Here is a 19,918-nt window from a genome sequence, read left to right as displayed (position 1 = left end):
ACATGGACGTGGGGGAAACAAATCCAGCTTGCCCATTGCTGGGGTTCTATGTAAGAAGTTCTGTTCGAATTTGTTGATATGATGATTTCGCGAGACTTTCTATGAGCAGCGGTGAAGAACAGATAGTCAAATCCATATTGCAGGATTTCATCGGCGACAGCGTCCCGGATTACATCCTGGAGAGCGCCCGTGGCATCGTGGCGGAAAACGGCGTCGCAAAACTGGACCTCAAGAAGCGGGAACAGTATTGGGACATCGACGGCCAGGTGCAGGGCGACGACTTCCAGAACTACACCTCGGAAATCGGGCTGAACCTGTCCGACAAGACCATCAATTATTACTGCAACTGTCCGGACTCCTTCTCCGGAGTCTGCCGTCACGTGGCCGCCACGGCGGTCAAGCTGCTCAAGTCCCTGGACACCGAATCCGGCGGCGAGATGCCCACTCCGCGCACGGACTGGCGCCAGACCTTCCGCCCGTTCTTCGCCACCGAGCTCGAACCCGAGTCCGGACGGCACTATCTCATCTACCGCATCTATCCCGAGCTCGGCCGGTTGCAGGTCGCCTTTTTCCGCGCCCGCCAGAACAAGTCGGGCATCTCCCAGGTCCAGAACGAGGTCACCCTGGCCCAGATCGTGGAAAACCAGGACTGGTGCGATACCTCCCCTGCCCTGCCCGGCGTGGCCGAGCAGATCGGGCACTACCTCGACTACTGGGGCCACAAGGTGGAGATTCCGGCGGGCCTGCACTCCTGGTTCTTCCGCGCAGTCAAGAACGAGTACTACCTCTACCTGCGCGAGACCGACCAGCCCGTGACCATCGAGTCCAAGACCATGCAGTTGAAGCTCTCGCCCGCACTCAGCGAGGACGGCCTGTCCTTCGACATCCTGCTGGCCCGCGAGGACAAGATGCCCTTCCCCATCACCGATGAGGAGGAGATATATTTCTACGGGCGGCTGCCGCTGTGGGTCTACTACAAGAACTCCTTCTATCCGGTGCAGACCGGGCTGGACCCCAAGCTGGTCCAGGGCATGGTCGAGCAGAAGCCCATCGTGCCCCACGCCGACGTGTCCGAGTTCCTGGACCGCGTCTGGACCCAGATTCCGGTCAGCGACCTCTACGGCCAGGAGGACTTCCTGGAGCGCGTGGGCCCCATCTTCCAGGACGCGGACTACGATCCCAAGCTCTACCTGGACGAGGAAGGCTCCCTGCTCGTGCTCAAGATCCAGAACATCTACACCAACGAGCACGGCGAGTTCATCATGCCCGGCCCCAACCCGGACCTGCAGACAGGCTCCTACCACGACGGCGGCAAGTCCTACCTCATCCGGCGCGCTCAGGACGAGGAGGCCCGGCTCCTGACCGAGCTCCAGGACATGAATTTCCAGCCCAGGAACAACCACATCTGGTTCATGGAGCAGGAGGAGGCCATCAACTTCCTGCTCGACTTCTATCCGCAGTTGGTCGAGGCCTACCGGGTCTACGGCGAGCAGAACCTGACCCGCTACAAGGTGCGCACCACGCAGCCCCAGGTGGTTGCCGAGGTGGAGAGCGACGAGGAGGACAAGTGGTTCAACCTCGAATTGTCGGTCCAGTACGACGACCAGCGGGTACCCATCGAGGTCATCTGGGAGGCGTGGACCAAGGGCAAGCGCTACGTCCAGCTCAAGGATGGCTCCTACACCAGCCTGCCCGAGTCCTGGCTGAACAAGCTCGGGCACAAGCTCAAGGCCCTGGGCTTCGACCCGGAAAAGGCCCCCAAGCAGCAGTTCAACCAGTTCGAGGCCCCGGTGCTCGAAAAGATCCTGGAAGACCTGCCGCAGGCCCAGACCGATGAATTTTTCGTCAAGCTGCGCGAGAAGATCAACAACTTCGACCAGATCAAGATCGTCGCCCAGCCCAAGGAGTTGCAGGCCACCCTGCGCCCCTACCAGGTCCAGGGGTTGAGCTACCTGAACTTCCTGCGCGAGTACGGCTTCGGCGGCATCCTGGCCGACGAGATGGGCCTGGGCAAGACCATCCAGACCCTGTCCTACATCCAGTCCCTGGTGGACAGCGGCGTGGACGGGCCGAACCTGATCATCGTGCCCACTTCGGTCCTGCCCAACTGGGAGCGCGAGGCCCAGAAGTTCGTGCCCAACCTGAAGCGGCTGACCATCTACGGGGCAAAACGCGAGGGGCTGTTCCAGCATATCAAGGGCTCGCACCTGGTCATCACGACCTACGCCCTGCTCCGGCGCGACCTGGACGAACTGCTCAAGTACGAGTACGCCAGCGTCATCCTGGACGAGGCCCAGAACATCAAGAACCCGAACACCATCACGGCCCGCTCGGTACGCAAGCTTGAAGCCGGCTTGCGTGTCTGCCTGTCGGGTACGCCCATCGAAAACAACCTGTTCGAGCTCTGGTCCCTGTTCGAATTTCTCATGCCCGGCTTCCTGGGCTCCCAGCACAGCTTCCAGCGCGGCATCGTCAAGCCCATCAAGGACGGCGACGAAGAGACGCTCGATTACCTGCGTACCCGGGTCAAGCCGTTCATCCTGCGGCGCACCAAGGCCGAGGTGGCCAAGGACCTGCCGCCCAAGATCGAGACCACCCACTATTGTGAACTGGTGGACGAGCAGCGCGAGCTTTACAACGCCCTGGCCAAGAAGCTCAAGGACCAGGTCCTCCGCGACGTGGACGAGAAGGGCATGGCCAAGAGCCAAATGTCCATCCTGGACGCCCTGCTCAAGCTCAGGCAGATCTGCTGCCACCCGCGCCTGCTCAAGCTCGACATGCCCGGCGTGTCCACCAACCTGCCGTCCGGCAAGTTCGACGCCTTCAAGGACCTGGTCGTGGACATCATCGACGGCGGGCACAAGGTGCTCGTCTTCTCGCAGTTCGTGCAGATGCTCCACGTCATCCGCAACTGGCTGCAGATCCGCGAGATTCCGTTCGCCTACCTGGACGGCTCCTCCAAGGACCGCTTCGAGCAGGTGGACCGGTTCAACGACAATCCGGACATCCCCATCTTCCTCATCTCGCTCAAGGCGGGCGGCACCGGCCTGAACCTGACCAGCGCGGACTACGTCATCCACTACGACCCGTGGTGGAACCCGGCCGTGGAGAACCAGGCCACCGACCGCACCCACCGCATCGGGCAGAAGCGCCAGGTCTTCGCCTACAAGATGATCTGCCAGAACACTGTGGAAGAGCGCATCCTCAAGCTCCAGGAACAGAAGAAGGACGTGGCCGAGGCGATCATCCCCGGCCAGTCGGCCCTGAAGAGCCTGACCCGCGACGATCTCGAGATGCTTTTCGAAATTTAGGTTAAATAGGAAATATTCCTATTTACTTCCCCGTCCTCTCCTGTTAGTTCCTGGCTCACGCCTGTTGACGGCGCCCAACCGATGGATTTACTTGTAGAGGCATCATGATACATCCCATGCACAAGATATACGACCTGGTCACCTTCACCTTCGACCCCGTGCACCACTTCTGGGAAAAGGACTCCACCCAGCGGACCGTGGCAGGTTTCCTGGTGGTGGTCTTCGTCCTCGCGCTCATCGTCATCGAGATGAAACGCCAGGGATGGATCACCGGGCATCTCGCGTCGCTGATTCCCGTCAGCCACTTCATGGCCATCAACCTGGCCTTCACCCTGGTCCTGGTCCTCGAGGTCGTCGGCCTGATCTTCACCCTGCCCTGCTCCATTTCCAAGTCCGTGGGCAAGCAGTTCGAGATCCTGGCCCTGATTCTGCTCCGGGACGCCTTCAAAACCCTGGCGGACTTCCCGGAACCCATCGCCATCACCGGCCACGAGACGGAGCTGTGGATGCTCATCTCGGACGGCTGCGGGGCCGTGGTCATCTTCTGCCTGCTGGGCGTCTACGCCCTGCTGCGGCGCAACCTGGACGAGACCCTCAAGGGAGGCACCCCGCTGTTCAAGTTCGTGGCCGCCAAGAAGCTGGTCGCCCTGGTCATGCTGGCCATCTTCGTGGGCATGGGCATCCAGAACGGCCTGCACGTGCTCCGCGGCGAGCATCCTTTCCATTTCTTCAAGAATTTCTATACGGTGCTGATCTTCAGCGACATCATGCTGGTGCTCATCGCCCAGCGCTTCCTGCCCGAGTTCCGGGCGGTCTTCCGCAACTCCGGGTTCGCCCTGGCCACCCTGCTCATCCGGCTGGCCCTGACCGCGCCGCCCTTCTACAACGTGGCCATCGGCATCGGCTCGGCGGCCTTCGCCTGCCTGCTCACCCTGGTCTACAACATCTTCTATTCGAACAATTCGAAATACGTCCAGAGACGGACATAGGAACGGCCGGACGGCCGGTCAGAGCAATTCGCGCACGGTCCGGGCGTCCGCGTCGGCCGCGACGAGTCCGAGCGTCCCGCCCGGCCGCAGGATCGTGCACCGGGCGTACCCCGGCGTGAAATGAAACAGGTCGTCCAGAGGATGGCCGGTCACCCGGCAGAGCACGGACCGGATCACGCCCGCGTGAGTCGCCGCCAGCACCGGAAGCGGGCCCCCGGCCAGTTCGACGAGCGCCGCCATGGCCCGTTCGGCCACGTCCTCGAAGCTCTCGCCGCCCGGGGCGCGGTACCGGCCGAGCCGCTGTCCGCGAGCCGTATACTCCTCGGAGAAACGTGCGCTGATATCGTCAAATGCCAGTCCGTCCCACGCGCCCATGTCGATCTCGTCCAGCGCGGGCAAAGCCTCCACGCCGAGCCCCAGTCGCCCGGCCAGCGGGGCGATGGTGGCCTGCGCCCGGATCGCCGGGCTCGAACACAGCCGGGCGAACGGGACCGCGCCGAGGTCATCGGCCAGACCAAGGGCCTGGTCCAGCCCCTCGGGTGAGAGCCGCAGGGCCGTCCGGCCCACGCACCGCCCCCTGCCACCTTCGGTCCGGCAGTGGCGCAGGAGCACGATCACGCCAGGGCCTCGCGGGCAATGTGCTCGGACGAGTCGTGCATCTCGCGGTCGAACCGGGCCATGACTGTCTTGGCGCGGCTAAGCCGCCCCAGGATGGCCTCCTCCGCACCCTCCTCGTGCCTGTACATCGACACCTTTTCCAGGTAGCGCGCCTCCAGCGGAACCGGCCCGTGGCAACGGACCAGCTTGTCGGCCAGGAAAACGACCTCCTTCTCGGTGATAGGCGCATCCTCGGCCAGGGTCAGGTCGAAATGGGCGGCCACGATGTCGGCGGCCGCGGGGAACCCGTGTTCGCGAAGCAATTCCGCCCCGGCGGCCTCGTGCCGCTTGGTCCCCTTGCCGATGTCGTGGGTCAGGGCCGCGCCGAGCACCAGGCCGGGGTCCAGACGGACCGCGCCGGGCCGGTCCGCCAATCGATCGTTTAGCCGCCCGCACAGAGCCACAGCCACGGCGGCGACGGCCCGGCAATGGCCGAGGATGTGGTCCGAGACCCCGTGCAGCCGGAACAACTCCGCACACTCGTCCTCAAGGGGATAGCCGATCCCGGCCACGGCCAGGGCCAGCTCGTAGTCCTCGGGGTAATCCAGGTCGTGCACGGTCCCGAAATCGGGCACGTCCAGATCGCGGGCGTCGGCCTCGAAGCCGCCCAGCACGGCCCGCAGCCCGCCGTCCCCATCGTGATTCAGAATGGCCGGGACCGCCTCCACGCCGATCAGCGGCGGGTGGCCGCGCTCCCCGCCGAACCGAGGGTAGAGCACGGTCGGCCGGGTCCGCCGGAATTCGTCCATGAGCCCGCGCACGGTCTCGGGCCGTACCAAAGGGAGGTCCACCGGAAGCATAAAGACCCCGTCCACGTCCGATCCGACCGCCCGCACCCCGGTCAGAACCGAAGAGTACATGCCCTGTTCAAAGGTCGGGTTGTACACGGCCATGGCCCCGGCCTCCATGGCGCAGGCGGCCACTTCGTCCGCGCGCTTGCCCGTAACCACCACTATCCGTTCCACCCCGCAGGTCCGGAACAACGCCACGCAACGCGACAGGACCGTGCCGCCGTCAAGCGGCAACAGGGGCTTGAACCGGCCCATGCGCGAGCACAGCCCGGCCGCGAGGATGACCGCAGAATACACTGCCGTCATGCCTTGCCCGCCCGGACCTGGATCAGCTCGCCCACGATGCTGACCGCGATCTCCTCCGGAGTCCGCCCGCCCAGGGGCAGGCCGATGGGGCTGTAGCAACGGTCGATATCCGCCTGGGTGAAGCCGTCGGACAGCAGGGAATCGTAAATCTTGTTGCGCTTGGTGGAGCTGCCGATCATGCCCACGTACCGCGCCCTGGTGCGCAGGGCCTCGGCCAGGACGTTGCGGTCGTGCAGGTGGCCGCGCGTAACGATGACCACGAACGCCTCGCCGTCGTCCTTGAAGGCGTCGCAGCACCCGGCAAAGGACGGCAGGACCACCACTTCGTCCGCCTCGGGAAACCGCTCGCGGTTGGCGTACTCCTCGCGGTCATCCAGGACCACGGTGCGGAACCCGACCATGGCCGCAACCCGTGCGGTAAACCGGGACACGTGCCCGGCCCCGAAGATATACAGCGACGCGGGCGGGATGAACGGCTCGGCCAAGACCATGGGATCTCGGTCCCGCATAAAGACCGGCACGTCGCCCTCCGGACTGCCCGCCACGAGCTCGTGCCCGACAACGCGCGGCCCGTCTCCATCCTGGATGCGGGTCTCCAGCGTGGCGGGAACGCCCTTGCGCAGCATCCCGTCGAGTTCGGCGTATGCGCGGGCGCATTCCCCGCCCGGCGCGGCCATCTCCAGGAGCATGGACAATCCGCCGCCGCAGATCATGTCCGATTCCGCAGCCAATTCCTCGGTCATGTCCACGAACATCAACCGGGCCTCACCGTCGGCCGCATCATCGGCGAGCATCTCCCCGGCCGCCTTGCAAGCGCGGGCCTCGCCCAGGCCGCCGCCCACGGTGCCGATAATGGACCCGTCCCCGCGCACGGCCATCTTCGCGCCCGAGGACCTCGGCGTGGACCCGGAACTCTCCACCACAGTGACCAGGACAAAGGGCTCTGCCGCCTCGACCAGCCCGGCCACGTCACGCACAAACGCTTTCATGAATCAACTCCCTATGGCTATACGCCGCTTGTTCAGGCCCGGAACGGCCGGTGCGGCGTCATGCCTGTTCTCGATATCCACCTGGAGGGTCTTGTCCGCAAGCCCTTCGGCCACCACGGGCAGGTTCCTCAGTGCCGCCAGGATCGTTGCGGCGGAGGCGTTCCCGCACACCGTGAGGTGCAGGGTGTCGCCCGCCAGCCGGGCCGCAAAATCCGCCACGCCCGGCACGCCGTACAAAATTTCATTCAATTCCCGCAGGGTCAGGGAACCGGACGGCAACGGTATGCCGTCATGCCTACGCCGGACCAGCGGGTCCAGCCTGCGCAAGGGGCTGCCGCAACGGCACTCCCCGGCCAGGATGCGCCCCACGTCCCCGGTGCGGTAACGGATAAGCGGCATGCCCAGCTTGAGCGGAGTGGTCACGACCATCTCGCCGAACTCGCCGTCCGGGAGCAGGGCCCCGGTGTCCGGGTCCACGATCTCGACGTACACGTCGGTCTCGCGCAAGTGCATGCCCGAACCGGGCGCGCACTCCACGGCCCCGCCCAGGCCGGTCTCGATCATGCCCCAATGGCGGAAGACCCGGCAGCCGAGACGCTCGGCCACGCTCGTGCGGACCGCGTCCGGGATCACGTCCCAGCACAGCAGCGCGGAGCGGATCACCCCTTTGGGCAGGCCGCGCGCCGCCCAGGCGTGGGCCAGAAGATTGACGTGGGCCGGAGAGCCGACCAGGCAGGCGGCCTTCTCGGTCAGGCAGCGGTCCACGGCGGCCTCGGCGTCCGTCAGTTCGCCGAAGGCCACGGCCCTGGAGCCGTGCCGCGACAAGGCCTCGTCGAGCAACTGCCCCACCCCGCCGGGACGCGCTCCGGGCAGAAGCACCAGCGCGGTCCCGCCCGGCTCGACCATGTTGGCCATGCCCCAACTGAAGAAGTCCACCGTGGCCTCGAGGTCATCCGCGGTATGGAAAATGCGCTTGGGCTCCCCCGTGGTCCCGGAGCTGGACAGGGTGACCACCCGTTCTATGTCGTCGCGGGACACGCTGAGCAGCGCATCCGGATTGGTCCGCAGTTGCTCCGGGGTGATCACCGGGAGCCGGGAAAAGGCTTCCAGGGAATCAAGGTCCGCGCCGCGCACGTCCGAAAAGTGGCGGTAATAGAACGGGCTGCCTTGCCGCGCGTGGTCCACCAACGCCTTCAGCCGGTCGAGCTGCCAGGCGCGCAGTTCGGCGACGGTCGGGACCGTGTCCCGGTCCATGCGCCCGGCCAGCCAGGAATCAAGATTGGATCGGCCCATGACATTTCCCCCGGTACAGGGTTTCGCCGCCCATGGACGTCAAATTGTAGGCGCAGAAGGGGATGAGCCGCCCGTCCGGCGAGACCTCGTGGATGCAGCACCCCTTGAGCCGCTCCAGGTCCAGGGTCCAGCAGTCCTGGAAGGCCATGGCCGACACGGCCAGAGTGTGGGTGGCCGCCCGCCGGATGAAGGCGCCCAGGACGTCTTCCGCCCCGCCCTGCGCGGCCCCGCTGTCCGGCGCGGCCTCGAAGGCCATGGGCAGTTGCCGGTCCGGCGAACACCACTGGCGCTTGACAAACGCCTTGGCCGCGTCCGCCCCCTCGGAGGCCGGGCGCGGCGTGCAGCCGCAGTCTCCGCCCGAGGACAGCCGGGTCAGCCCGCCGTCCTCGGTGACCACGTAGTTGGCATGGAAGGAGCAAAAGGCGTGCTCACAGCCCGGCGGCCGGAAATCAACGGCCTTGAGCATCCCGCCCGTCTGGGCCTCCAGCCCGCGCATGATCTCGGGCAGGGTGATGCGCTCGTCATCGCCCGGCTGCCGCGGATAGCGCCCGAAATAGCTGACCGGCTGGAAATGCACCCCGCGCACGGCCGGGGAGCGGTCTACGGCCAGCCGGAGGATGTTGCCCAGGTCCCGGTCGTTGACGCCCGGTACCAGCGTGGGCACCAGGATGATGCCCACTCCGGCATCGGCCAGGGCGTCCATGGCCGCGAATTTGGTTTCGAGCAGGGGACGGCCCCGCAGGGCCTGGAAAATACGGTCTTCGGTGCCGTCGAACTGAAGGAAAACCGAGTCCAGTCCGGCCTCGGCCAGCCGGGCCGCATAGCCCGGTTCACGCCCGAGCCGGAGCCCGTTTGTGTTCAGTTGGACGAACGGAAATCCCTTTGCCTTGCCCAACCGGATGATCTCGGGAAGGTCTTCGCGCACCGTGGGTTCGCCGCCCGAAAGCTGGATATTGCAGTGGCCCGAAGCCAGCTCCACCCGGTCGAACAGCCGGCCCAATTCCTCCGGGGACGGATCGGGCGGGGCCGTTTTCCCGGACGAGGCGAAACAGACCGGGCAGCCCAGGTCGCAGCGCCAGGTGACCTCGATGAGCGCGGTGCAAGTGTGCTGGCGGTGGGCGTCGCACAGCCCGCAGTCCAGCGGACAGCCCCGCTCCACGCTGGTAAACGGCGTCTTCGGGCCGGACGGGACCTTGGGCCGCGCCCAAGAGCCGAAGGACGGCTCACCCCGCCAGATAACGGAACGGAAGTCCCCATGGTCCGGACAGGTCTTGACCAGAAAGGTCTCGTCGCCCACGGTCTCGTGAGCCGCCGGAATCGGCTTCAGGCAGACCGGGCAGACGCTCCTCGGGCTTGAAGTCACGGCAATTCGCGTCCCTCGGCCGGGTCCAGCCCGTTGTCCACCAGGACCTCGCGGATCTTGGCGTTGGCCTCGGCGACCAGCCCGCCGCAACGGGTGGGATGGGGCTGCCCGCAGCCGCCGTCCAGGATGGCCGCGCAGGTGGTCCCGCCGTATTCCATGGTCCGCCCCTCAAACCAGTCGCGCAGGGTCTCGAGCATGACCGGCAGCGTATCCACCGGCTCTTCCATGTCCATGCCCTTGCCCGCGTACAGCCCCAGGGCCAGGACCGAACCCGTGAGCACGCCGCACGGCCCGGAGCAGTCGCCCAGGCCGTTGCACAGGCCGCCCGCGGCCCGCACCAGGTCGGGGTCCTCGCGGCCCATCTCGTCCAGGGCCATGACGACCATCATCTGACTGCAGCAATATCCCTTTCCGGCCAATTCCATGACCCGGAGTCCGGCATCGTCCAGCATCGCTATGCTCCTTGCTTTTGCGCGATCATCAGAAAATAGCTCAACCCGCGCCCGCAGCCGCAGGAGACTCCCTCGGCAGTCCAGGCGAGGCGGGCCGCCAGGTCACGCAGGTGGGCCGAGTGGTCTTCCAGAAGTTCGATGGCGAAACCGCCGTTACGGACCAGACGGACCGTCCGATCCAAGGGCGCGGCCCGGTCCGCGCAGGACGCGCCGCCGCCCAGGGAAGGGCCGGTTGCGCACAGGTCGGACAGAACCAGGAAACCGCCGGGCTTGAGCACCCGGTAAAATTCGGCCAGCCCGCCGGGCCGGTCCTCGAACAGGGAGAGAACGCATTCGCAGAACAGCGCGTCGAAGGTCCCGGCCCGAAAGGGCAACCGGTCTCCGCGCGCCCGGATGAGCCCCTGCGGGCCGTCTGCCCGCTCAAGCTGGGCGGCCGAAGGCTCCACGCCCCAGGCCATCGCGCCGTAGCGCGAACGCAGCCGGGTCACGGTGGCCCCGAGGCCCGCGCCGATGTCCAGCACCCGCCGCCCCGGTACCAGACCGATGTAGTCCGCCGCCCGGTCGGTCAACTCGAAGCCGCCCGGCCGGAGCGTCTCCCCGGCCACGGCACGCAGTTCCTCGCGCTCCCACAGCGGCCCCGGCGCGAGGGCCACGGCTACTTGTCCTCCAGCAACTGCTCCACCTGATGCATCTTGCCCAGGGCCAACGCCTCCGGGATGAGCACGTAGCCGCAGTTCGGGCAGGTGGGCAGCTCCACGTTGAACTGGGAGTTGAGATAGGTCAGCTCCACCGGTTTCATGACCATGTCCTCGTCGCAGGGCCCGCATCGCCAGCCGCCAGCTCCGGTTCCCGGCACCGTGATCGCGCTGCTCATGGCTGCCCTCCCTTTATCTTCATGCGGTGGCACCAGGCATTGTGCACCAGGTACCCGTCGTCCGTTTTTTCGAATTCCACCCAGTAAGTCACCACGGCCGGACGGAACGAGGCCAGAAAACGGCCGGTCTCGTCGTGGACCAGATGCCTGCCGGACCGCTCCTCCTGGAGCAGGACCTTCTGCACGTCGCTCACAAGGATGCGCCGTTCCTCCATGGCCGCGGCGCCCGCCTCGGTGAAGGCCACATCGACATTCTCAAAGTCCTCGGCTGCGACGCCGTCCGCCTCGCTCCACAGCTCGCGCAGGAGCTTCTCGCGCAGATGGACGCGATTTTCGCGCCGCTCGGAATGGCCCGGCGTGGGCCGCGCGCCCGCCCCGCCTTCGCCGGGATAGAGCAGATCATAGAGGTGCATGGCCGTTTTGCCGGTCCGGGCGATCATCTCCCGGCACATGGCGCAGTAGGTAACGTAGTCCTCGTCCACGGCGTCGGCGCGCGCCTGGGCCGCGATCCGCCCGAGCTCCGGGTCCACCTCGTTCAGCAGCCCGCCGTAGCCGCAGCACTGGGTCAGCTCGCCGCTGTACTCCGGCTCGACAATGGACACCCCGAGGGTATCTAGCAGGCCGCGCACGTCGGCGCGCAGCGCCCCGTCCTCACGGGCCGCGCAGGGGTCGTTCACAGCCAGAGTCCCGCCCGCCTTCAGCGCGGTTTCGGGCAGGCCGAGCGCGCTCAGGATGGACCAGTGGGAAACGATCTCCGCCTCGGGCAGGGCCTGACGCAGAATCTTGATGCAGGAAGGACAGGCCGCGATGATGCGCGGCGAGCCGAGCCCCTGCCAGGCGCTCTGCAACTCGGCCAGGGATTCCTGAAACAGCGCATCGCGCCCGGACCAGGCGGCCGGAGCGCCGCAGCAGCGCAGGATCAGCCCGACCTTGCCCAGCCGCTCGCGGAGGTCCGCGTAGGCGCGCTCAGCCCCACCGGGGTCGGTGGCGGTCAACTGGCAGCCGGGGAAGAAGACGTATTCGCTCTCGGTCGTGCCCGGCGCATGCCTGGCCAGAGCGCATTTGTCGCCGTCGGCAAAGGCCATGTCGCGCAGGGCGAACTCGTGGGCCGAGGGCGGCATGGTCCCCTTGGCGATCATGTTCCGCCGCGCTTCGAGGCAGACGTCGCCCATGGCGAAATCCTCAGGACAGACCGTGTCGCACAGGCCACAGAGCATGCACGAGTTGATCAGCTTGTTGGCCTGGCGCGTGCCCCGGACAATGGCCTCGTTGTTGTATACCTGTCGGACGTAGACCTTGGGGTACTGCTTGTAGTGCTTGAGGTAGACGCACGCCTTGACGCACTCCATGCACTCGCACTTGAGGCAGCGGGCCGCTTCCTCCACGGCGCGGACCTCGTCGTAACCTTCGCCCACGGCCACCGGCCCGACCGGTTCCACCTTGGCCAGGTTGGTGTACAGGCGCGTGTCGTACGGCCCTTCGAGCTCGCGGCTCTTGACCATGGACACGCCCTGGGAAAAACGCATGATGGAATTGGCCGCCCGGCGCCCGGCGGCCGCCTGGAAGACCGGCGAGGTTTCGCCCGCGCGGACGGCGAACAGCCCCAGTCGGTTGGTGCCCAGCGTGACCTCGTCAGGCTCACCGAAATAGCGAAGTGTTTCGGGCACGGCGTCGCTGTCCACGAAGACCGCGTCGCGCTCCTCCAACTGGGCCTCGACCAGCTCCGGGGTGAGGGTTGCGCCCCGCTCGATGGTCACGCCCATGCGATCCATGGCCGCAAGCTCTCCGTCGAGGACCCCCTCGGGCAGCTCGACGCCGACATCGGGTGCGGTGCAGTACACGGTCACGGCGAACCCCTTGCGGGCGATCTCCCAGGCCGCGCACAGGCCGGTCATCCCGCCGCCGATCACGGCCACGCTCTTGCCGTTGCGCGGCAGGGGCCGGGGCGGCTTGGCCGCTTGGGCCGCGCCTGCCAGAAACCGCTCCAGGGCGCCCATCTCTATGGGGCCGCCTTTTTCGCCGCGCAGGCAGGCCGCCTTGCACGGTGCGTCGCAGATCCGGGCCAGGACGCCGGGCAAAGGCATGGTCTTGGCCAGCACAGCCCAGGCCTTGTCAACGCGCCTTGCCGCCAGCAGGGAGCAGCACTCGCGCGCGTCGACATGCAGGGGGCAGGCCGCCGCACACCGGGGCGACTCTTCCTGTATGCACCGATTTTCCCACCGTCTCAATTCCGCTTGTTCCATAGATCACCACTTACGGAAAAAAGCGGCCCATGCCAAGGCATGGGCCGCAATTATTACAGTTTAACCCACTAGCCCTTGAGAGCGGCGAGCACCTTCTCGGGGTAGGCGGGCAGGTGCCGGATACGAGCACCGCAGGCGTTGTAGATGGCGTTGATGATCGCCGCATGGGGGGCGGTCAACGGCATCTCGCCGACGCCGGAAGCGCCGAAGGGACCGTCGGGACGCGGGGTCTCCACGTAGATGATCTCCATGTCGTCCGGGATGTCCTTGCAGTACGGGATACCGGCGCCGGCCATGTTGGCGTGCTTCTTGATGTCCTCGTAGTCCTCGGTCAGCGCCAGGCCGATGCCCTGGGCGACGCCGCCGTGGATCTGGCCGTCCACCAAGAGGTAGTTGTTGACCACGCCGATGTCGGCCACGGTGACCATCTTCTCGACCGTGGTCTTGCCGGTGGCGGTGTCCACGGAAACCAGGGACAGGAACACGCCGTACATGTAGCAGCAGAACGGGTTGCCCTGGCCGTTTTCGTCGCAGTCGTTGGCCGGAGCGCTCCACTTGCCGTGGTACAGCAGCTCGAGTCCGTCGGCGACCATTTCCTCATAGGTGCGGAAGGTGCCGTCGGGCTTCTGCATGGCGGCCACGAGCTGGTCGCAGGCGTTCTTGGTGGCCTGGCCCACGACGACCTGGGAGCGGCTGCCGCCGGCCGGACCGGCCGCGGGAGCGAAGCTCGTGTCGCCCATCATCAGATGGATCTGATCCGGGGTCAGGTTCAGAGGACGCAGGGCCTCGTGGGCGGTACCCAGGGTACCCATGTCAGCACCCTGGCCGTGGTCGCCCCACGCGGAGTACACGGTCACGGTGCCGTCCTCGTTCAGGGCGATGTCGACCTCGGCGGTGTCCGGGCCGTCCAGGCCGGAACCGTACACGCCTACGGAGACGCCAACGCCGAGCTTCTTGGCATCGGTGGAGTTCTCGGCCGCGTACTTCTTGAATTCCTCGTACTTGGGACGGACCTTGTCGATCATCTCAGGCAGGGAATAGACCTCGGGGTCCTGGCCGGTGGGGGTGGTGGAACCCTCGCGGTAGACGTTCTTGTAACGCAATTCCAGCGGATCCATGCCCAGCTTCTCGGCCAGTTCGTCCATGCACACCTCGGAAGGGAACTCCGCCTCGGGAGCGCCGTAGCCGCGGAAGGCCGCGCCCCAGCAGTGGTTGGTGCACACGGTGCGGCCTTCGCCGCGGATGGCCGGGATGTCGTAACCCGCGCCGATGTACTGCGCGCCGCGCAGGGTCAGCAGGTCGCCGAACTCGGAGTACGGGCCGTGGTCCACGGTCCAGTCGGTCTCCATGCCGAGCAGTTTGCCGTCCTTGCTGGAGGCCAGGCGCACGGTGGTGAACTGCGGCGAACGCTTGCCGGTGTACTGCTGCTGCTGTTTCCAGGTGTAGTTCAGGAAGACCGGACGGCCGGTGGCCAGGGCGGCCGCGCCGACGAGTGCTTCCATAGTCGGGGAGAACTTGTAGCCGAAGGTGCCGCCCGTGGGGTTCTGGACCAGGACCATGTTCTCGGGCTCCACGCCCAGACCGGGAGCGATCATGAGCAGGTGCAGATGGATGCCGATGGACTTGGAATGGATGACCAGCTTGCCCTCGTCCCCGATGTAGGCGAACCCGACGTCCGGCTCGATGGGCATGTGCGGCTGGCGCTGCGTGTAGTAGTCGCCTTCGACGACCACGTCGGCGCTCTCGAAGATGGGCTTGGTGTCCGGTCCCTTGGCCTCTTTCTGGATGTAGTAGACGTTGGGGGTGCCGGGGTGGATCTCGATGGCGTCCTCGGCCATGGCCGCCGGGGCGGACATGTATTCGGGCAGCTGTTCGAGCTCGACCTTGACCTTCTTGGCGCCTTCTTTGGCCGCCTCCGGAGTGTCGGCGCAGACTATGGCGATGGCGTCGCCGTACTGGAAGACCTTCTCGTCGCACAGGATGGGACGATCCCAGCCGTCGCCGAGGTTGGTCGGGAAGGTGATCAGGCCGGTGATGCGGTTCTTCCCCTTTACGTCCTTGTGGGTCACGACCTTGTAGACGCCGGGCACGGCCTCGGCCTCGGTCACGTCGATGGACAGGACGTTGGCATGGGAAACCTCGGCCTGGACCAATTCGCAGTGCAGGGTTCCCGGAGGCAGGCGCAGGCCCATGTCGGCGCCGAAGTCCCAGGTGCCGGTGACCTTGGCCACAGCGGAGGGACGCGGATAATGGGTGTTCCAGATGCGGCCGTCCTCGGGGATCTTGAAGATCAGATCGTCCATGGACTTGTCGCCGCGCATAACCTCGGCGGCGGCCATGACGGCGTCCACCAGGGGCTTGTAGCCGGTGCAGCGGCAGACGTTCTTGTGCTGTTGGAACCAGTCACGGACCTCTTCGCGGGTCGGGCTGGGGTTCTCGGTCAGCAGCGCGTACGTGGAAACCAGGAAGCCCGGCGAGCAGAAGCCGCACTGCGCGCCGCCGAAGGCGATCCAGGCCATCTGGATGGGATGCAGGTTGCCGGGGGTGCCAAGACCCTCGAGGGTCATGATTTGGGTGTTGTTCTTGACCCGTTTCATCCTGACGGTGCAGGAACGGACCAGTTTGCCGTCACGCAGGATGGTACAGCTGCCGCACTGGCCTGTACCACAGCCGATCTTCACGCTGGTCAGTCCCAGGTTCTGGCGCAACACGTTGGCCAGGGACTCTTCAGGTTCGCACACGACGTTCCTGGAGACTCCGTTTACTTGGAGCGTCCGTTTGATCATGACAGTTTTCCTCCTAATTTGTTCTCACTGTCTCGCAGATAGGTTGGGTTCCCAAGGAACCGTGATCTATTTACCGAAGGGGCAGATGGGATAGCGGCAGACCTCGCAGGTCGCACAGAAACCGCCATGCCCCAAGGATACGATATCTTCTCGAGTGACCTTCTCCCCGGCCAGCAGGCGCGGGACAATCAGGTCGAACACGGACGCCCGGTAGTACATGACGCAGCCGGGCAGCCCAAGAATGGGTACGCCGTTCAGTTCGGCGACCATGAACATGACGCCGGGAAACGTGGGTGAACCGTAGGTGACGACGTCCGCGCCGGTCAGGCGGATGGCCGTGGGCGTCTGGTCGTCGGGGTCCACGGACATGCCGCCGGTGACCACGACCATCTCCGCGCCTTGGGCGATGAAGGCCATAATGGCGTCACGGGTCATGGCCGGATCGTCGGAGGTCAGGGTCTGGCCCATGACCTCGGATCCAAGCGTGGAGAATTTCTTTCGGATAACCGGCCCGAACTTGTCCTTGATGCGGCCATGGTAGACCTCACTGCCGGTGGTCACCAGGCCGACGGACAGCCGCCGGAACGGCCGTATGCCGACCACGTAGTCGTACTCGGCGCAGATGGCCTCCACCCGCCGGATCTTCTCCTCGTTGATGACCAGCGGGACCACGCGGGTTCCGGCCACGGGCCGGGTCTCGGTGACCTGCTGACCGGTATGCAGAGTGGCCAGGACGACCTCTTCGATGGAATTGATGCGGTGGAGGGCCTCGACGTTGACGTCGAGCAGGCCGGGATCGGCGATGAAATTGATGCGCCCCTCGGACACGTCCGACAGGGTGATGTTGGGGCCCACGGCCGCATTGGCGATACGGTGGGCGGCCTCGTTTTCGTGTATACAGCCCTTTTCCATGTCCAGGACGTAAATGTGCTCCTTGCCTATTTCAAGCAGCGTCTGGACATCCTCTTCCATTATGATGTGCCCCTTGCGGAACACCGGCCCCTTGGTTTCCCCGGGGACGATCTTGGTCATGTCGTGGCAAAGTACCATGCCGACGGCATCCTGTACGGGAACGGTCTTCATTGCTCCTCCACTAAAGACTCCGAATATGGTCCGCCGTCCCATGCCGCTGGGACGACAATCGCCCATCCATCTCCAACCGGGCAAGTTTTATGCCTAAATAGGCATAATATTTGGGTATAGAACCCCCTGGGTGCCCGTTTTCAACCAACACTGCGGCATGTAGTCAATTATGCCGAGTTGAACCTAACATATTCCGATGGATGGGTGAGGTCAACTGTCTCTTTTTAATTTAGCTTAAATTTTTCATGATGTTAGGTGTACACATTTCGAACACAACACCATTCCCCACAAAGCCGAAAACAAGACAAAATACCTGTCCGGCCACTTCCCCCTTTCCAGCAACATTCTGAAAAAGGAGAGAATCCGAATCCGGTCATGCGGTCACTTTTCTTCCCGCAAATCGTTCAACCGGCTGAAAACCGTCCTCGGCCTGACGGCTCCGTCCCGTTGCCGGCCACCTGCTCTCTTGCTGCCCGAAACGTTCATTTCGGCCGAAGTCTCTTTGTCGGCCCAGACGCCGACAAGGGGCCGGACCGGAAATGAAACCACCCTCAACGTGTTCGTTCGCTGCCAGGATGGCGCCTTTGCTGAACAGGCCGAACTTGGAACAAACGTCTGCGGCACGGCAACCGCGTCCTTTCCTTAAGCAAGAATCGGTCCATTATGTTTATCCTGGCATAGTAAGGCATTACGCCGCTATCGGTCTGAACACCTTTGCCCCCTTTCATCCCCCGTCTCTGGGTCACATTGGCCATTCAAAGGGCGATCATGCATATAATATATATAATTTCAACATGTTATCGTATGTATCTTTTTGACACACAAAAGATGGCCAAGTGGGTCATAATTTCATGGCACAACACTATATAAATTGATAGAATTACGCCGTAATCCGATGCGTTGCGACACGCTCCTTGAGTTCTAGCTTCCCCTTCCATTGGAGGAAATCGTCACCCTCTTCGTGCGCCTCACACTTTCCAATTCGGAATGTCGCCCCGCATGGACCGCCCGGACCGTTCATCCTTGCCCGGCGTCCAAACCTCTGCTAGGAATCCATGTTGTGCGTTATAACGCACGAGGCTAAAAAATATCGTTCCGCATCCAACGTACAAGGAGAATCCGTGTCCGCGAACGACATCCGGAGGGCCATTGCCGAACGGCTGAAGGCATGCAGGAAGGAACGGGAGATGAGCCTGGACAAGGCGGCCCTGCTCACGGGCGTGTCCAAGGCCATGCTCGGGCAGATCGAGCGTGGCGAGTCCGCACCGACCATCGCCACCTTGTGGAAGATCGCCGGCGGATTGAACCTCTCCTTCTCGTCGTTCTTCGCGGGCAAGGCCGGATCCGACTTCCGCCAGGTCCCCTTCCCCTACGACGCGGACATGGCCATCCGGGTGGTCTTCCCTTTTGACGCGGCCACGCACATGGAGATGTTTGAGGTCACCCTGAGCAACCGGTACCATCAGCGGTCACCCGCCCACCGGTTCGGGGTGGTGGAACATGTGGTGGCCGTCAGCGGCGTTCTGGACCTGATCCACGAGGGCCGGGTGCACCGCCTCAAGCCGGGACTGGCCCACCGCTTCCACGCCGACGTGGCTCACCAGTACCGGGCGGCCTCGGACACCGTCGTGTTTCAGGCCATCATCTGCTACACCTGAGCCGCGCCGCTCGTGCCGAGGCCGGAGTACGCCGAACGGCCCGGCCCTGACCGTTGCGGATTCCATGCCCGTATCAGGCTGCCCGCAGACGCAAAAAAAGGAGGGCGGCCAAAGCCACCCTCCGAATATTCCTGCTTGCCGGACCTGGACCAGATCCACGGAGCCAGCCGGATGAAAACGACAGATCAGAACGGCACGTCGTCCATGCCGCTGGCCTCGGACGGGAAGGCGGGACCGAGGTCCTCTTCCTCCTGCTGGGGCTGATTCTGCGGATAGCCGTTTTGCTGCGGACGGTTCTGCTGCGGACGGTTCTGCTGATAGCCGCCCTGTTGTTGGTACCCGCCCTGCTGCTGGTAGCCGCCCTGCTGGGCGGGCTGCTGGCCGTCGGGGGCGCGGTCCAGTCCCTGGATGCTGTCGGCCACGATCTCCGTGGTGTAGCGATCCTGGCCGTCCTGGCCCTGCCACTTGCGGGTCTGGAGCTTGCCTTCGACCATGACCAGGCGGCCCTTGCCGATGTAGTTGCCCACGAACTCGGCCTGTTGACGCCAGGCCACCACGCGGTGCCATTCGGTGCGCTCCACGCGCTGGCCGGTCTGCCGGTCGCGGTACCCTTCGTCCGTAGCCACGGAAAAGTTCGCCACGGCCTGGCCGGAGCCGGTATAGGAAACCTTCGGATCCTGGCCGACTCGGCCCACAATGATCACTTTATTCAAACTGCCAGCCATTTCAACTCCTTACCTCACAATGGTTCGTCTCATAGAAATGCAATATCAAAAATCGGCGGCAATGTCTTCCAGCGCGTCCATGGTATCTTCGAGGGCATAGGTGAGCTTGTCCGCCTCGCCGGGCTGCCAGTCGCCGAGCGCCTTCTCAATGGACTGGCGCAGCTCGTCGGCCTTGTCGGCATGCTCCTTGAGGGCCTTGGCCTGGTTGTCGGGGATGAGCCCTGCCCGAACCGCGTCGAAGACCGCGTCGGCCAGCTCCATGACGCCCTTTTTGGGTATGGCGTTGCTGTCCGGCCAAGCCAGTTTCCACAGGGATGGCCACGCCGTGCGCACCTCGTCCTCGCTATACGTCCACGCCGACACCCGAACCTGAAGCAATCTGCCCATGGCGCGCCTCC

16 protein-coding genes are annotated in these 19,918 nt (G+C 64.8%); 3 read left to right on the top strand and 13 right to left on the bottom strand.

The window, feature by feature from the left end; genetic code table 11:
• The first annotated feature begins 101 nt into the window (after window positions 1-101).
• Window positions 102-3,311 carry an SNF2-related protein gene (locus tag V8V93_RS10100; RefSeq protein ID WP_338666554.1) on the top strand — a complete coding sequence of 1,070 codons (3,210 nt, stop codon included), beginning with the start codon at window positions 102-104 and terminating at the stop codon, window positions 3,309-3,311.
• Window positions 3,312-3,427: 116 nt separating this feature from the next.
• On the top strand, window positions 3,428-4,300 hold the full coding sequence (locus V8V93_RS10095) for a hypothetical protein (RefSeq protein WP_338666553.1): 873 nt from the start codon (window positions 3,428-3,430) through the stop codon (window positions 4,298-4,300).
• Window positions 4,301-4,318: 18 nt separating this feature from the next.
• Here V8V93_RS10095 and V8V93_RS10090 read toward each other — a convergent pair whose 3' ends face one another.
• The 11 genes from V8V93_RS10090 to V8V93_RS10040 form a co-directional block, all read right to left on the bottom strand.
• Window positions 4,319-4,918: a histidine phosphatase family protein gene (locus V8V93_RS10090; RefSeq protein ID WP_338666552.1), complete on the bottom strand. Its 600-nt coding sequence runs from the start codon at window positions 4,916-4,918 to the stop codon at window positions 4,319-4,321.
• The gene (locus tag V8V93_RS10085) at window positions 4,915-6,054 is read right to left on the bottom strand and encodes a DVU_1551 family NTP transferase (RefSeq protein WP_338666551.1); all 1,140 of its coding nucleotides are present in this window, start codon (window positions 6,052-6,054) and stop codon (window positions 4,915-4,917) included. Before V8V93_RS10085 ends, V8V93_RS10090 begins: the two co-directional genes overlap by 4 nt.
• On the bottom strand, window positions 6,051-7,043 hold the full coding sequence (locus V8V93_RS10080) for an XdhC family protein (RefSeq protein WP_338666550.1): 993 nt from the start codon (window positions 7,041-7,043) through the stop codon (window positions 6,051-6,053). Before V8V93_RS10080 ends, V8V93_RS10085 begins: the two co-directional genes overlap by 4 nt.
• A gap of 3 nt (window positions 7,044-7,046) precedes the next feature.
• Window positions 7,047-8,336 (bottom strand): DVU_1553 family AMP-dependent CoA ligase, encoded by a 1,290-nt coding sequence (locus V8V93_RS10075; protein ID WP_338666549.1) that lies wholly within the window; start codon window positions 8,334-8,336, stop codon window positions 7,047-7,049.
• Complete coding sequence (gene trsS, locus V8V93_RS10070) at window positions 8,317-9,699, bottom strand: radical SAM (seleno)protein TrsS (protein WP_338666548.1); 1,383 nt, start codon at window positions 9,697-9,699, stop codon at window positions 8,317-8,319. Before trsS ends, V8V93_RS10075 begins: the two co-directional genes overlap by 20 nt.
• The gene (locus V8V93_RS10065) at window positions 9,696-10,151 is read right to left on the bottom strand and encodes a DVU_1555 family C-GCAxxG-C-C protein (RefSeq protein WP_338666547.1); all 456 of its coding nucleotides are present in this window, start codon (window positions 10,149-10,151) and stop codon (window positions 9,696-9,698) included. Before V8V93_RS10065 ends, trsS begins: the two co-directional genes overlap by 4 nt.
• Window positions 10,152-10,153: 2 nt before the next feature.
• Complete coding sequence (gene trsM, locus V8V93_RS10060; RefSeq protein WP_338666546.1) at window positions 10,154-10,804, bottom strand: DVU_1556 family methyltransferase; 651 nt, start codon at window positions 10,802-10,804, stop codon at window positions 10,154-10,156.
• A gap of 2 nt (window positions 10,805-10,806) precedes the next feature.
• A complete protein-coding gene (locus V8V93_RS10055; protein ID WP_338666545.1) occupies window positions 10,807-11,025 on the bottom strand; it encodes a DVU_1557 family redox protein in 219 nt (72 codons plus the stop codon).
• Complete coding sequence (locus tag V8V93_RS10050; protein WP_338666544.1) at window positions 11,022-13,268, bottom strand: pyridine nucleotide-disulfide oxidoreductase/dicluster-binding protein; 2,247 nt, start codon at window positions 13,266-13,268, stop codon at window positions 11,022-11,024. The genes V8V93_RS10055 and V8V93_RS10050 overlap by 4 nt, the downstream gene beginning before the upstream one ends.
• Window positions 13,269-13,336: 68 nt before the next feature.
• A complete protein-coding gene (locus V8V93_RS10045) occupies window positions 13,337-16,054 on the bottom strand; it encodes a molybdopterin-dependent aldehyde oxidoreductase (RefSeq protein WP_338666543.1) in 2,718 nt (905 codons plus the stop codon).
• 66 nt (window positions 16,055-16,120) lie between these two features.
• Window positions 16,121-17,137 carry a molybdopterin-binding protein gene (locus tag V8V93_RS10040; protein ID WP_338666542.1) on the bottom strand — a complete coding sequence of 339 codons (1,017 nt, stop codon included), beginning with the start codon at window positions 17,135-17,137 and terminating at the stop codon, window positions 16,121-16,123.
• A 1,121-nt stretch (window positions 17,138-18,258) separates the two neighbouring features.
• Between V8V93_RS10040 and V8V93_RS10035 the strand changes: the two genes are divergently transcribed.
• Window positions 18,259-18,795: a helix-turn-helix domain-containing protein gene (locus tag V8V93_RS10035; RefSeq protein WP_338666541.1), complete on the top strand. Its 537-nt coding sequence runs from the start codon at window positions 18,259-18,261 to the stop codon at window positions 18,793-18,795.
• A 185-nt stretch (window positions 18,796-18,980) separates the two neighbouring features.
• Here V8V93_RS10035 and V8V93_RS10030 read toward each other — a convergent pair whose 3' ends face one another.
• A complete protein-coding gene (locus tag V8V93_RS10030; RefSeq protein WP_338666540.1) occupies window positions 18,981-19,520 on the bottom strand; it encodes a single-stranded DNA-binding protein in 540 nt (179 codons plus the stop codon).
• 45 nt (window positions 19,521-19,565) lie between these two features.
• Window positions 19,566-19,907: a hypothetical protein gene (locus V8V93_RS10025; protein WP_338666539.1), complete on the bottom strand. Its 342-nt coding sequence runs from the start codon at window positions 19,905-19,907 to the stop codon at window positions 19,566-19,568.
• Window positions 19,908-19,918 lie beyond the last annotated feature (11 nt).

The sequence above is a fragment of the Pseudodesulfovibrio sp. 5S69 genome, from assembly GCF_037094465.1.
Lineage (GTDB): Bacteria > Desulfobacterota > Desulfovibrionia > Desulfovibrionales > Desulfovibrionaceae > Pseudodesulfovibrio > Pseudodesulfovibrio methanolicus.
The sequence above is the reverse complement of the archived record's forward strand: the minus strand, read 5'-3'. Positions and strand labels throughout refer to the sequence as shown.